The 14,036-nt window shown below is 67.5% G+C and carries 12 protein-coding genes; all 12 read right to left on the bottom strand.

Annotation, left to right across the window (positions count from 1 at the left end; all coding sequences use genetic code 11):
- Positions 1-745 (bottom strand): glutamate 5-kinase (gene proB / locus AC5Y5Z_RS25215; protein ID WP_499928222.1); only part of this gene is annotated, 745 nt, incomplete at its 3' end.
- Entirely contained in the window at positions 742-2,178 is a 1,437-nt protein-coding gene (gene obgE / locus AC5Y5Z_RS25220; RefSeq protein ID WP_499928224.1) for a GTPase ObgE, read from the bottom strand. The genes obgE and proB, both read right to left, overlap by 4 nt.
- A gap of 52 nt (positions 2,179-2,230) precedes the next feature.
- The gene (rpmA, locus tag AC5Y5Z_RS25225) at positions 2,231-2,491 is read right to left on the bottom strand and encodes a 50S ribosomal protein L27 (RefSeq protein WP_463824851.1); all 261 of its coding nucleotides are present in this window, start codon (positions 2,489-2,491) and stop codon (positions 2,231-2,233) included.
- A 13-nt stretch (positions 2,492-2,504) separates the two neighbouring features.
- Positions 2,505-2,816, bottom strand: a complete 312-nt coding sequence (gene rplU, locus AC5Y5Z_RS25230) for a 50S ribosomal protein L21 (RefSeq protein WP_463824852.1) — start codon at positions 2,814-2,816, stop codon at positions 2,505-2,507.
- 183 nt (positions 2,817-2,999) lie between these two features.
- Positions 3,000-5,918 carry a ribonuclease E gene (rne, locus tag AC5Y5Z_RS25235; RefSeq protein WP_499928226.1) on the bottom strand — a complete coding sequence of 973 codons (2,919 nt, stop codon included), beginning with the start codon at positions 5,916-5,918 and terminating at the stop codon, positions 3,000-3,002.
- Between the two features lie 316 nt (positions 5,919-6,234).
- Positions 6,235-6,645 (bottom strand): nucleoside-diphosphate kinase, encoded by a 411-nt coding sequence (gene ndk / locus AC5Y5Z_RS25240; RefSeq protein WP_463824854.1) that lies wholly within the window; start codon positions 6,643-6,645, stop codon positions 6,235-6,237.
- 34 nt (positions 6,646-6,679) lie between these two features.
- Positions 6,680-7,009 carry a DUF4233 domain-containing protein gene (locus AC5Y5Z_RS25245; RefSeq protein WP_499928232.1) on the bottom strand — a complete coding sequence of 110 codons (330 nt, stop codon included), beginning with the start codon at positions 7,007-7,009 and terminating at the stop codon, positions 6,680-6,682.
- A 50-nt stretch (positions 7,010-7,059) separates the two neighbouring features.
- Positions 7,060-8,496 carry a bifunctional tetrahydrofolate synthase/dihydrofolate synthase gene (gene folC, locus AC5Y5Z_RS25250; protein ID WP_463824855.1) on the bottom strand — a complete coding sequence of 479 codons (1,437 nt, stop codon included), beginning with the start codon at positions 8,494-8,496 and terminating at the stop codon, positions 7,060-7,062.
- A complete protein-coding gene (locus AC5Y5Z_RS25255; protein WP_499928229.1) occupies positions 8,493-11,153 on the bottom strand; it encodes a valine--tRNA ligase in 2,661 nt (886 codons plus the stop codon). Before AC5Y5Z_RS25255 ends, folC begins: the two co-directional genes overlap by 4 nt.
- A gap of 60 nt (positions 11,154-11,213) precedes the next feature.
- Positions 11,214-11,855: a LysM peptidoglycan-binding domain-containing protein gene (locus AC5Y5Z_RS25260; protein ID WP_463824857.1), complete on the bottom strand. Its 642-nt coding sequence runs from the start codon at positions 11,853-11,855 to the stop codon at positions 11,214-11,216.
- A 142-nt stretch (positions 11,856-11,997) separates the two neighbouring features.
- Positions 11,998-12,588, bottom strand: a complete 591-nt coding sequence (locus AC5Y5Z_RS25265) for a DUF937 domain-containing protein (protein WP_463824858.1) — start codon at positions 12,586-12,588, stop codon at positions 11,998-12,000.
- 105 nt (positions 12,589-12,693) lie between these two features.
- Positions 12,694-13,950, bottom strand: coding sequence for a saccharopine dehydrogenase family protein (locus tag AC5Y5Z_RS25270; RefSeq protein WP_499928230.1), 1,257 nt, complete (start codon positions 13,948-13,950; stop codon positions 12,694-12,696).
- Between the last annotated feature and the right edge of the window lie 86 nt (positions 13,951-14,036).

Below are 14,036 nucleotides of genomic sequence, written 5' to 3' on the forward strand. Positions count from 1 at the left end.
CCTGAGCGACTTCGGCTGCCGGAGCAAGCAACACCGGCAACCCGGCGTCGGCGGCCAGCAGCGCCGACGACATCTTCGATGCCATGCCGCCGGTGCCCAGATGACTGCTCTGCCCGGCGACCACTCCGGTCAGATCCTGCGGACCCCGCACCTCCGGAATGAACCTGGCAGTGGCGGACTTTCGCGGATCCGCATCGTAGAGCCCGTCGATGTCGGACAGCAGCACCAACGCGTCGGCACCCACCAAATGCGCCACCAGCGCCGAGAGCCGGTCGTTGTCGCCGAACCGGATCTCGTTGGTGGCCACCGTGTCGTTCTCGTTGACGATCGCGACCGCGTGCAGTGCCCGCAACCGGTCCAGGGTGCGCTGAGCGTTGTTGTGCTGCACCCGCATCGAGATATCGTGCGCGGTCAACAGCACCTGCCCCACGGTGCGGCCGTAGCGGGCAAAAGCGGCGCTCCAGGAATTCACCAGGGCCACCTGCCCGACGCTGGCCGCGGCCTGTTTGGTCGCCAAATCCTTGGGCCGACGCGATAATCCGAGCGGCTCGATGCCTGCGGCGATGGCACCCGAGGACACGATGACGACGTCGGTGCCCGCCTTCATGCGGGTCTCGATGGCGTCGGCGAGGACCGCCAACCGGCCGGCGTCGAACATGCCGGTCTCGGTGGTCAGTGCGGTGGTGCCGACCTTGACGACGACACTGCGCGCCGTTCGGATGGCCTCGCGGTGCTCGCTGATCACGACTCGTGCTCGCGGCGTTGGCGCCGAGCGGCCTTTCGCTCCGCGGCGCCGACGCGATCATTGCGCTCCAGCCGGACATCGGTGCCCCGACCGGTCAGCGGAACCTGCACTCCCGCGGGAGTCTGCGGTTCCCAGTCGAACGTCATCTCACCGATCGTCACCGCGCAGCCGGGCCGCGCGCCCAGTCGCAGCAGTTCATCCTCGACGCCGAGGCGGGCCAGGCGGTCGGCGAGATAGCCGACGGCCTCGTCGTTGTCGAAGTTCGTCTGACCGATCCAGCGCTCGGGACGCGCACCGGTCACCACAAAGCCACCCGCGCCGTCGGGTTCGACGGTGAAACCGCTCTCATCGACAGGAACCGGACGGATCACCGGCCGGCGCGGCACCGGCGCCGGCCGCGCCGCATTGTATTCCGAGACCATCTTCCACAGCCCGAAGATCAACGGCTGCAAGCCTTCCCGCGTCGCCGTGGAGACCAGGAACACCGGCCAGCCGCGTTCGGCGATCTCGTCGAGGACGAACTCGGCCAACTCACGCGCCTCGGGAACGTCGATCTTGTTCAACACAACCGCACGCGGACGCTCGGCCAGGTCACCGAGCACCGCATCGCCCTGCAGAGTGGGCGTGTACGCGGCGAGTTCGGCTTCCAGCGCATCGATGTCGGAGATCGGGTCGCGACCGGGATCTTCCGTCGCACAGTCCACTACGTGCACCAGCACCGCGCAGCGCTCGATGTGCCGCAAGAAGTCCAGACCCAGGCCGCGGCCCTCCGAAGCGCCCGGAATCAAACCCGGCACGTCGGCGACGGTGAACGCATGCTCGCCGGCCGACACCACGCCCAGGTTGGGCACTAGCGTGGTGAACGGGTAGTCGGCGATCTTGGGTTTGGCCGCTGAGATCACCGATACCAGCGAAGACTTTCCGGCCGAGGGAAACCCGACCAACCCGACGTCGGCGACGGTCTTGAGCTCGAGGGTGAGATCCCGGGCCTGCCCGGGCTCACCGAGCAGTGCGAAGCCGGGCGCCTTGCGGGCACGCGAGGCCAGCGCGGCATTGCCCAGACCACCGCGGCCGCCGGCGGCGGCTTCGAACCGGGTGCCGATGCCCACCAGGTCGGCCAGCAGTCGGCCGTTCTCGTCCAACACCACGGTCCCGTCGGGAACCTTGACCTCCAGATCGGCACCCGCGGCGCCGTCGCGATTGTTGCCCGCCCCTTGCTTGCCGGACGGCGCGGTGACATGCGGTCGGAAATGGAAGTCCAGCAGGGTGTGCACCTGCGGGTCGACGACGAACACGATGCTGCCGCCGCGGCCGCCGTTGCCGCCGTCGGGCCCGCCCAGGGGCTTGAACTTCTCGCGGTGGACGGACGCGCAGCCGTTGCCGCCGGAACCCGCGCGTGCGTGAATGACCACCCGATCGACGAATCGAGCCATCGGGCTTCCCCTCAATAAGCCGGCGGGCGCGCCCGCGGCACTCGGGCCCGGACTAGTCCGAGCTGGGCCCGACGATGCTGACGGTCTTGCGGCCGCCCTTGACGCCGAACTGGACCGCCCCGGCCGCCTTTGCGAACAGGGTGTCGTCACCGCCGCGCCCGACGTTGACACCGGGGTGGAACTTGGTGCCGCGCTGGCGGATCAGAATTTCGCCGGCCTTGACGACCTGACCGCCGAACCGCTTGACGCCCAACCGCTGAGCTGCGGAATCCCGGCCGTTGCGTGAGCTGGAAGCGCCCTTCTTGTGTGCCATGTCTGCCGCCCTTTTACTTGATTCCGGTGACCTTGAGGACCGTCAGCTGCTGACGGTGTCCCTGACGCTTGTGGTAGCCGGTCTTGTTCTTGAACTTGTGGATCCGGATCTTGGGGCCCTTGGTGTGCTCGAGCACCTCGCCGGTGACGGCGACCTTCGCGAGCGCATCAGCGTCGGTGGTGACGTCGGCGCCGTCCACGACCAGGGCGACCGGCAGCGACACGTTCGAGCCCGGCTCGGATTCGATCTTCTCGACCTTGACGACGTCGCCGACGGCAACCTTGTACTGCTTACCGCCGGTCTTGACGACTGCGTAGGTAGCCATCGGTCTCACTCCTGCCTGTTCTGCTGCCTGCGTTGGCTCGCGCGCGTGCCAGCGACTCTGCGCGGTGGGTGGTCTGGTGCGGGCTTGCGTGTCCCGCTGTCGTCGGCCAGCGTCCGCACGGCCTGACGACAACTGTCCTAGGGTACGTGACCAGCGGCTACAGGGTCAAACCGACCCTGGCCGTCAGTCCCCGTGGATGGGTGGCCCGGCCGGCCGGCCGGCCGCACGCCGCCGGCGCGGTGCGACCGACACCGGCGCGGACACCTGCTCGACGCCGGTGGCGACGCTGACCACGTCGTCCTCGTCGTCGTCGCTGTCCTCGTCTTCACCGTCCTCGTCGTCGTCGCTGTCCTCGTCGTCGTTGTCCTCGAGGTCTTCGTCGTCGAGTTCGTCGACATCTTCGTCGTCGAGGTCCTCGTCATCGTCATCGAGGTCCTCGTCGTCGTCAGCATCTTCCTCGTCGTCCGTGTCGTCATCGTCCGTGTCGTCATCGTCCGTGTCGTCATCGTCCTCGTCGGTGTCTTCGATGTCCTCGAAGACTTCGACGGCGGCATCAGCATCCGCAACCGCGCCCTCGGTGGTCTGCTCGGCCTCGACAGATGCGTCCTCGCCCGCGTCGTCGGCGTCATCGTCGTCGTCACGCGACGATGCGGCCATCGCCTTGAACATCGGGTGTTCTCCGGGCGCGTGCGTGGGGACCTTCGCCACCACCGCCTTCTCCACGGATTCTTCGGACCGGTTCTTCTTCGACCGCCGGTTGCGACGGCCGCTGGTCTCGGACTTGCGCCCGGTCGCCGGGGCCGAGTCGACCGGATCGGCGTGCAGCAGAATCCCACGGCCGGCGCAGTTGGGACACGATGACGAGAACGCCTCGATCAACCCGGTGCCCAACCGCTTGCGGGTGAGCTGGACCAGGCCCAGCGAGGTCACCTCCGACACCTGGTGGCGGGTGCGGTCGCGGGCCAGCGCCTCGGTCATCCGGCGCAGCACCAGGTCGCGGTTGGATTCGAGCACCATGTCGATGAAGTCGATGACCACGATGCCGCCGATGTCGCGCAGCCGCAGCTGTCGCACGATCTCCTCGGCCGCCTCCAGGTTGTTCTTGGTGACGGTCTGCTCCAGGTTTCCCCCGGAACCGGTGAACTTGCCGGTGTTGACGTCGATCACCGTCATCGCCTCGGTCCGGTCGATCACCAGCGTGCCACCGGAAGGCAACCACACCTTGCGGTCCATGGCCTTGGCGAGTTGCTCGTCGATGCGGTGCACCGCGAACACATCGGGCCCGTTGCCGTCCGCCGGCTCGTACTTGTTGAGCTTCGAAACCAGCTCGGGGGCAACAGAATTCACGTACTCGTTGATGGTCGTCCAGGCCTCGTCGCCGGACACGATCAGGCTGGAGAAGTCTTCGTTGAACAGGTCCCGGATGACCTTGACCAGCACGTCGGGCTCTTCGTACAGAGCGACCGCGGCGCCGGCCGCTTTCTGCTTGGTCTCGGCTGCCTTGGCGTCGATCTCGTTCCAGCGCTCCTGCAACCGGGTGACGTCGCCGCGGATGTCCTCTTCTTTGACTCCCTCGGATGCGGTGCGGATGATGACCCCGGCGTCCGACGGCACCACCTCGCGCAGGATCTCCTTGAGCCGTTGACGTTCGGTGTCGGGCAGTTTGCGGCTGATACCGGTCGACGAAGCTCCCGGCACATAGACCAGGAAACGTCCGGCCAGCGACACCTGCGTGGTCAGCCGCGCGCCTTTGTGCCCCACCGGGTCCTTGCTGACCTGCACCACCACGTAGTCGCCGGGCTTGAGGGCCTGTTCGATGCGGCGGTCGGACCCGCCCAGACCGGCGGCCTCCCAATTGACCTCGCCCGCGTAGAGCACGCCGTTGCGGCCACGGCCGATGTCGACGAACGCCGCCTCCATCGACGGCAACACGTTCTGCACGATGCCCAGATAGATGTTGCCGACCAGCGATGCCGAAGCCGCAGAGGTCACGAAGTGTTCCACCACGATGCCGTCTTCGAGCACCGCGATCTGCGTGTAGCGGTCGCCGGGGTGCGGCGGCTCGGTACGGACGCGGTCACGCACCACCATCACCCGATCCACGGCCTCACGGCGGGCGAGGAATTCGGCTTCGGTCAGGACCGGCGGGCGCCGCCGGCCGGCGTCGCGCCCGTCCCGGCGGCGCTGACGCTTGGCTTCCAGACGGGTGGAACCGTCGATTCCCTTGATCTCGTTGGAACCGGAACCGCTGCCGTTGTCGCCGCCCTGCTTGCCGCCACCGCTGCGCGGTGCCCGCTCGTGCACGACGGTGTTGGGCGGATCGTCCGGCGAAGGACTGTCGTCGCCTTCCTCGGCGGCTCCGGACTTGCGTCGTCTCCGGCGCCGCCGGCGGCGGCTACCGCCGTCGGCCGAACCGTTCTCGTCGTCGCCGTTGTCGGAGTCATCGGACTCGTCGGCGTCGTCGGAGTCCTCGTCCTGGTCGGCACCGTCCGCCTCGCCAGCACGCTGGTCGCCGCTGGGGCCTGCGGAGTCCCCGTTCGGGCTGTCCTGGGGACCGTCGCCGCCCTGCTCGCCACGACCGCGACCACGGCCACGACGTCCCCGGCGACGCCGCTTGTTGGCCGGACGATCTCCCGCTCCCTCGTCGTCAGCATCGCCGGCGCCGTCACTGTCGTCGGAATCGTCGGCGGAGTCGTCGGTGGACTCGTCGTCATCCACTGCCACGTCGACTCTGGCCTCGACCCGCACCGGCTGGGGGGCGACGAACAGCGGCATGTACGGCGGTCGCTCGACGACGGCTTCCGCGGTTTCCAGCATCAGCCGCGATTCCGGCTCGGCACCGGCATCGGGTGCCGCAGCGGTCGCGGGGGCGTCGGGGACGGTGTCGGGCTGGGCCGCCAGGAGATCCCGAACCCGTACCGCGTCGACCTGGTCCACGCTGGAATGCGCGCTGCGGATTCGTCCGTCCAGCGCGGCCAGGGCATCGAGGACCCGCCTGCTGGTGGTCCCCAGGGTGCGCGCGAGCGAATGGACTCTCAGGCGGTCCGGCAGTTCCTGTGTCGGCTCATTTGTCTGGTCTGAAGATGGGGCACCGTCTACCACGTTTCTCCTCAGGCCCCCGGGCGCGTCCTATCGACGCGGCCACGCGAGGGCTTCGCTATGGGTCCGGGTCACTTCTCCCGGACTTGTGATGGTCTCGCGCCGAGCGACCCAGATCGGACCCACTCGGCACCGTACTGAATGACGGCTTGACATGCTGCGCCGCATAGCGGACTGGCGATGGTCGCGCTTGCCGAAGTCTTCATTCGGGTGTCCGCCGCCAGTTCGACGCCGTTCACCCGAGAGTCAGTATCCCACACCCGGGAATGAAGTCCGTCACCCCGGAGACCGATGGCCGGCAAACCGGCCTGAGAAGCGGTTAGGAGCTGGGGAACCAGAGGCCGATCTCGCGTTGCGCCGATTCGGCCGAATCGGACCCGTGCACCAGGTTGAACTGCGTTTCCAGCCCGAAATCACCGCGAATGGTGCCGGGTGTGGCCTTCTCCACCGGGTCGGTGCCACCAGCGAGTTGCCGGAACGCCGTGATGGCGCGGGGCCCCTCGACGACCGCGGCCACCACCGGTCCCGACGTGATGAACTCCAGCAGCGACCCGAAGAACGGTTTGTCCTCGTGCTCGGCGTAGTGGCTGCGGGCCAGCTCGTCGTCGACGTTCCTGAGCTCCAGCGCCGCGATGGTGAGGCCTTTGCGCTCGATGCGGCTGAGTATTTCGCCGATCAACTGCCGTTGCACACCGTCGGGCTTGATCAGTACCAGGGTCCGTTCGCTCACGGTGCCCAAGAGTAGAGGCCCGCCGGTCCTGGCACTAATCCGGCGGCGGTTCGAGGGCCTGAGCCGCCTGCCGGCGTTGCACCTCGGCCCGCAGATAGGCGATCAACGCCCACACCCCGGTGAACAGCAGCCCGATGAAGCCGACGGCCGGATCCAGCAGGAAGCCGGCCACCAGCGCCAGCTGGAACCCCAGATTGACCCAGATCGCCCGGGGCTTGCGCTGCAGTCCGGACAGCACCACCAGCAGCACGGCCACCCCGATCAAATAGCTCAGTGACGCCGCGTGCAAGCCGCCACCGACCGCGCCCACCACCGGTATCGCCAGCAGCACCACGATCGCTTCCAGGATCAGGGTCCCGGCCATCACCCCGGCGAAGCTCTTCCACGGGTCGGGCCGCGGCGGCCCCTGTTCAGTCACTGCGGATCACGCCCGAACAGGGTTCGCGCCGCCCCGGCGGTGACCACCGACCCGGTGATGATGATCCCGGCTCCTGACGCGATCCCGTCCTCGGCACCGGCATCGTCGACCAGGGCGGTCGCGGCGTCGATGGCGTCGCGCATGTTCTCGGCCGTGACCACCCGGTCCGGACCGAACCGCTGCTGCGCCGCCAGCTCGAGCGCCTCGACGTCCAGCGCGCGTGGTGAGCCGTTATTCGTGACGACGACGGAATCGAGCACCGGTTCCAGGGCCGCCAGAATGCCGTCGGCGTCTTTGTCGGTCAGCACGCTGAGCACGCCGACCAGCGTGCGGAAGTCGAATTCGTCGGTCAGCGTCCGGGCCAGCGCGGCAGCCCCGGCGGGATTGTGCGCGGCGTCGATGAAAACCGTTGGGGCGCTGCGCATCCGTTCCAGCCGTCCCGGGCTGGCGACGGCGGCGAAGCCGGCCCGCACGGCGTCGATGTCGAGTTGGCGCTGGGCGCCGGCGCCGAAGAAGGCCTCGACCGCGGCCAGCGCCAGCGCCGCGTTGTGCGCTTGATGTTCGCCGTGTAGCGGCAGGTAGATATCGGAGTACACCCCGCCCAGGCCCTGCAGTTCCAGCACCTGGCCGCCGATGGCGACCTGACGTTGCAGCACCGCGAACTCCGAATCCTGTCGGGCCACTGCGGCATCGGCGCGCACCGACTGCGCCAGCAGCACCTCCATGGCTTCGGGCGTCTGCCGGCCGATGACCGCGACGGTGTCGGGCGCGCCGTCGGGCGCGCGGGTGATGATGCCCGCCTTCTCCCCCGCGATCCCGGCGATGTCGTCGCCGAGATAGTCGACGTGGTCGACGCTGATCGGGGTGATGACCGCCACCGGCGCGTTGATCACGTTGGTGGCGTCCCACCGGCCGCCCATGCCCACCTCGACGACGGCGACGTCGACGGGCGCGTCCGCGAACGCGGCGAACGCCATTGCGGTGAGCACCTCGAACTTGCTCATCGCCGGGCCCCCGGTTGCCTGCGACTGTTCGTCGACCATCTGCACGAACGGCTCGAGCTCCCGGTAGGTTTCGACGTAACGCGCCGGGGTGATCGGCGTGCCGTCGATCGAGATGCGCTCGACCGCGGACTGCAGATGCGGGCTGGTGGTGCGCCCGGTGCGCATCTGCAACGAGGTGAGCAGCGCATCGATCATGCGGGCAACTGAGGTCTTGCCGTTGGTGCCGGCGATGTGGATGGCGGGATAGCTCAGTTGCGGCGAACCGAGCAGATCCATCAGCGCGCTGATCCGGGTCAGGCTGGGTTCGATGCGGGTCTCCGGCCAGCGCTGGTCCAGCAGGTGTTCGACCTGCAACAACGACGCGATCTCGTCCGGGGTCGGCGCCGCGTCGGTGGCCTGTTCGGACCAGTCGGATGCCTCGGAACTCACCGCAGCGCCGCCAATCGCGCGGTGATGCGGTCGGATTCCTCCTGCGCCAACTGCTGTCGGTCGCGAATCTTACCGACGACGGCTTCGGGCGCCTTGGCCCGGAAGTCTGCGTTGGCGAGCTTGGCGGCGGTGGACGCCAGTTCCTTTTGCGCCGCCGCCAAGTCCTTTTCGAGCCGACGCCGTTCGGCGGCGACGTCGATGGTGCCCGACGTATCCAGCTCGACGACCACCGTCCCCGCGCTCAGCCGCACCTCCAGCGACACCGAGGCCGCGAAGTCCGCACCCGGTGAGGTGAGCCAGGCCAGTGACGTCACGGCGGGCACCTGCTCGTTCAGATCGACGTCCCGGACACCGACCAACCGTGCCGGCACCTTCTGCCGATCGGCCAGACCCTGGTCGCTACGGAACCGGCGCACCTCGGTCACCAGTTTCTGCATGTCGGTGATCCGTTGTGCGGCAACGTTGTCCAGCTCGATGTCGGACGAACTCGGCCATTCGGCGATGACCAGCGACTCCTGACCGGTGAGCGCCTGCCACAGCGCCTCGGTGAGGAACGGAATCACCGGATGCAGTAGCCGCAGCAGGGCGTCCAGCCCAGCGGCCAACACCGCCGCAGTGTGCGGGTTACCTTGCGCGAGTTGCGTTTTGGCCAGTTCGACGTACCAGTCGCAGAATTCGTCCCAGGCGAAATGGTACAACGACTCGCAGGCGCGGCTGAACTCGTAGCTGTCGAAGGCCGAATCCACCTCGGCCCGAACCTGTTCCAGCCTGCCCAGAATCCAGCGGTCGGCGTCGGTCAACTCGTCGAGGGCGGGGAAAGGTGCCCGGAAGGCTGCTGCCGCGCCGTTCATCAGCGCGTACCGGGTGGCGTTGAACAGCTTGGTGCCGAAGTTGCGCGACGCGCGGACGGCGTCCTCGCCGATCGCCAGGTCACCCCCGGGACTGGCCCCCCGCGCCAACGTGAACCGCAACGCATCCGCGCCGTATTTGTCGATCCAGTCCAGCGGGTCGATGACGTTGCCCTTGGACTTACTCATCTTGCGGCCGAATTCGTCGCGGATCAGACCGTGCAGGAACACGTCGGTGAACGGCACCTGGGGGCCGCGCTGACCGGCGAGGGTGATGGTGTCGTCGCCGCCGACGAACGTGCCGAACATCATCATCCGGGCCACCCAGAAGAACAGGATGTCGTAGCCGGTGACCAGAACGCTTGTCGGGTAGAACTTTTCCAGTGCGGCGGTCTGTTCCGGCCAACCCAGAGTGGAGAACGGCCACAGTGCCGAAGAGAACCACGTGTCCAGCACGTCGGGGTCCTGCTCCCACCCGTCGGGCGGTGTCTCGTCGGGACCGACGCACATCTGCTGGCCGTCGGGCCCGTACCAGATCGGGATGCGGTGACCCCACCACAGCTGGCGCGAGATGCACCAGTCGTGCATGTCGTCCACCCACGCGAACCACCGCGGTTCAAGACTGGCGGGGTGAATCACGGTGTGCCCGTTGCGAACCGCGTCGCCGGCCGCCTTGGCCAGCGACTCCACCCGGACCCACCACTGCAGCGACAACCGTGGCTCGATCGGCTCACCACTGCGCTCGGAGTGCCCGACACTGTGCAGATAGGGCCGTTTTTCGGCCACGACCCGGCCCTGCGCTGCCAGTGCCTCGCGCACCGCGACCCGGGCCTCGAAGCGGTCCATGCCGTCAAACTGCGTCCCGGTGCCGACGATGCGCCCCTTGGTATCCAGGATCGACGGCATCGGCAACTGATGCCGCAATCCGATCTCGAAGTCGTTCGGGTCGTGGGCGGGGGTGACTTTGACTGCGCCGGTCCCGAATTCGGGATCCACATGCGCGTCGGCAACGACGATCATCTCGCGGTCGACGAACGGGTGCGGCAACTTGGTCCCGACCAACTGACGGTAGCGCTCGTCGTCGGGGTGTACCGCAATGGCGGTGTCACCCAGCATCGTCTCGACCCGGGTGGTGGCGACCACGATGTGGGGTTCGGCGTCGTCGAGGGAGCCGTAGCGGAACGACACCAACTCGCCCTCGACGTCCTGGTAGTTGACCTCGAGATCGGAGATGGCTGTCTCCAGCACCGGTGACCAGTTGACCAGTCGCTCGGCTTGATAAATCAGCCCGGCGTCGTAGAGCCGCTTGAAGATCGTCCGTACCGCCCGCGACAGACCTTCGTCCATGGTGAACCGGTCACGGCTCCAGTCCACGCCGTCGCCCAACCGGCGCATCTGGCCGCCGATCGCGCCGCCGGACTCCCGCTTCCAGTCCCACACCTTCTCGACGAACAGTTCACGGCCAAAGTCTTCCTTGGTCTTGCCGTCGACTGCGAGTTGTTTCTCCACCACGCTCTGGGTGGCGATGCCGGCGTGATCCATGCCCGGCTGCCACAGCACCTCGTAGCCCTGCATGCGCTTGCGACGGGTGAGCGCATCCATCATGGTGTGCTCCAACGCATGACCCATGTGCAGCGTGCCTGTCACGTTGGGCGGCGGCAGCACGATCGAGTACGGCGGCTTGTCGCTGTGCGGGTCCGCGGTGAAGTAGCCGGCATCCAGCCACTTCTGGTAGATGGCGCCCTCCATCGCGGCCGGATCCCACGACTTGGGCAGCTGGTCGTCGGCGGGGCGGGGGCTGGCGGTCACCGCACAATTCTAGGAACCGCCAGCCGCGCCGCCGGGTTGGGCCTCCGAGACCGGAGCCGATTACGGAATCGTGAGCACCTGACCGGGGTAGATCAAGTCGGGGTTGGGGATGCCGCTGGCGTCCGCAATCAGCTGGTACTTGCTGCCGTCGCCGTAGAAGCGCTCGGCAATGGCCCACAGCGTGTCGCCGGACTCGACGGTGTGGGTACGGGCAGCAGGCTCGGCCGGGGGCGGTTCGGCGGGTGCCTCTTCGTGGGATTCAGCGACGGCGTTCTGGGCCGGCTCGTCTGAACCCCACCAACCGCCCTTGGCGGACTCGGAACCGGACTTCTCTGCCTCGGCGACCGGCTCGGGGGGCGGGGGCGCGTCGGTCTCGGTTTTGGTCGACCACGCGGCTTTACCGTCACCGGCGTAGAGCACCAGGTTGCGGTCGTCCTGCAGGACCAGCCGGACCTGCTTCTTGCCCTTGGTGTCGCTGTGCCACACCGGCTTGTCCGACGTGTAGAGCACGAAGTTGCCATCGGTCTGCACCTCGGCGCGCACCACATTCTGACCGTTGGTCCCGGTGTCCCACAACGGCTTTCCCCGAGCGGCCAGCACCAGGTTGCCGTCGTCCTGCAGGGTCAGGGTGTAGGCGCCGTTGTTGGAGACCAGCGACTCCCCTCTGACCAGCTTCTGTCCTTCGGTGAGCGTGTCTGACATGACTTACCCTCTCCATCCCTGTCGTTTCCAAGTACGGTCGACACCCGCCGACCGTCCGTCCTGGTACCCCTGAACACAGTCTTACCCATCTTGCTGCGCCCGAAACAGGTTTGCACTCAGCGCAATCCTGTTGTCGCACAAGCTATTTCTTGCCACCGAGGAGGCCGCCGAGGATGTCCCCGAGGCCACCGCCCTTATTGCCCAGCACGCTGCCCAGGATGCCGCCGAGTGACTTGTCGTTGCCGCCGCCGAGGATGCTGCCCAGGATGTCGCCCAGCCCGCCACCGGACGTCCGTTGCTGCGACGCCGTGGTCTCGGCGGCGGCGCCGTCCGATCCAAGTTGTTTGCCTATGTACGCCAACACAATTGGCAGCACGACCGGCAGTAGTTGCTTGAGCAGGTCCCTGTTGCCCGCGCCCCCGCCGGCTAGCGCCGCCGCCACCTGGTCGGTGTCCTTGCCGCCGAACAGGGTCGCCACGGCCTGGTGCCCGTCCTGCTCGTCGACCTGGTCGACACCGCCGCCGGCGTCAAGCAGGCCGCGGGCGGCGTGGCCACTGGCTGCCGATTCGATCTTGCTGGCGTGCTCGGGATCTTGGGAATTGTGCTGCAGACCGCTGAGCAATACCGGCACCAGCGTGTGTACCGCCTTTTCGACTTCGCCTTGGTCGGCATCGAGTTTGGTGGCGATGTCTGAGGTGGGAATCTGCGCATACAGGTCATCGAGTCCGGCCATCGCTGTCCACCTTCGTTGCTGGTATGAAAGACGCCCCGATTACGACACTAGACTCGCGCGATCTGGTTCGTCACCCCTGGACGCAGCCCAGTTTCAACCCGCACGTCAAATTAACCGTTCGGTCTCCAGCGAGATACCCGCGCCCGGGAATCGGGCCAGCAGCGCATCACCCATGGCGGCCGCCGGGGTCAGCACGCCGTGCAGGTCAGGAAGCTTGTCGCGGTCCTGTGCCAGCGCGAGGCCGCATTCGCCCAGCATGACCGAGGTCGCCTTATACCCCGGGTCGCCCCGCTGTTCCATGCGCGCCACGTAGCGGGCGCCGGACGTCGTCGTGGTGTAGGTCTCGACTTTGTAGTAACCACGCTCGCGGGCCTGGGCACTGGGACCGGTGCCGGGTTTGGGCAGTACCCGTTCCATCAGGTTGGCGGGCAACAGACCGAGGAAGCGACTGCCTAAGCCGAACACCGCGTTGCTGGCACCGGTGATCAGAGCAGAGGCCACCGGGGAGATCGCGGAAGATCCGAGGTTCATGCTCTCGGCGTAGCGGAACTCGCGGCCGTACGCCCAGTCCAGCAGTGCGTTGCTCCGCCGCACGATCCGAGTGTTGTACGGGGCCATCACGAACCCCGCCGTCCACAAACCGTTGAGCTCCGGCGCGATCTGGCGACCACGCCGCAAGGGCAGATCGGGTTGCGGTCCGACATCGGGTTCTGCACCGCGGTCATCGCTGAGGGTGTAGGGATCCAGGAGCTGACGGCGCACCTCGGCATCTTTGGACGCAGCGCGCATCAGTTCGAGCATCGATGCGATGGTGCCGCCGGACAGTCCACCCCGGAAGGAACGCACCACGAGGTTGGTGTCGGTCAGATCTCCCGCGTCGTCCTGCTGAGCGGCGCGATGCAACGCAAATACGGTCAGATCGGATGGCACCGAGTCGAATCCGCACGCGTGCACGATCCGGGCACCGGTATCGGCGGCCTGCTTGTGGTAGACGTCGATGCTCTCCCGGACGAAGTTGGCCTCGCCGGTCAGGTCGGCGTAGTCGGTGCCGGCGGCGGCGCACGCGGCCACCAGCGGCAGCCCGTATCGGGTGTAGGGACCTACCGTGGTGATGACCACCCGCGTGCGGGCGGCCATTTCCTTCAGGCTCGACGGGTCGGTGGCATCCGCGGCTACTTCAGACCACTGCTCTGCCGACGCGCCGATGGACCGTCGTACCTCTGCCAGCCGCTCTTTCGACCTGCCGGCCAGGGCGATGCGCGCATCGCCACCGGCCCGGGCCAGGTATTCCGCAGTCAGCTTGCCGACGAAGCCGGTTGCGCCGTAAAGGATGATGTCGAATTCGCGTGGCGTATCAGTCACCCGCCCGACGCTACTCCCGGCGATGTGGGCAAGCTGGCGCGGTCTGCGTCACCGGCCCCGGTCACTGCTCGGCGGACTCGCCCCAG

It is taken from the genome of Mycobacterium sp. NGS29 (genome assembly GCF_059812965.1).

Coding starts and splice junctions, on each gene's coding strand:
- rplU (WP_463824852.1), bottom strand. CDS start 2,816: ATGGCTACCTACGCAGTCGTCAAGACCGGCGGTAAGCAGTACAAGGTT.
- AC5Y5Z_RS25265 (WP_463824858.1), bottom strand. CDS start 12,588: ATGGCCGGACTCGATGACCTGTATGCGCAGATTCCCACCTCAGACATC.
- AC5Y5Z_RS25245 (WP_499928232.1), bottom strand. CDS start 7,009: ATGGCCGGGACCCTGATCCTGGAAGCGATCGTGGTGCTGCTGGCGATA.
- obgE (WP_499928224.1), bottom strand. CDS start 2,178: ATGGCTCGATTCGTCGATCGGGTGGTCATTCACGCACGCGCGGGTTCC.
- rpmA (WP_463824851.1), bottom strand. CDS start 2,491: ATGGCACACAAGAAGGGCGCTTCCAGCTCACGCAACGGCCGGGATTCC.
- AC5Y5Z_RS25260 (WP_463824857.1), bottom strand. CDS start 11,855: ATGTCAGACACGCTCACCGAAGGACAGAAGCTGGTCAGAGGGGAGTCG.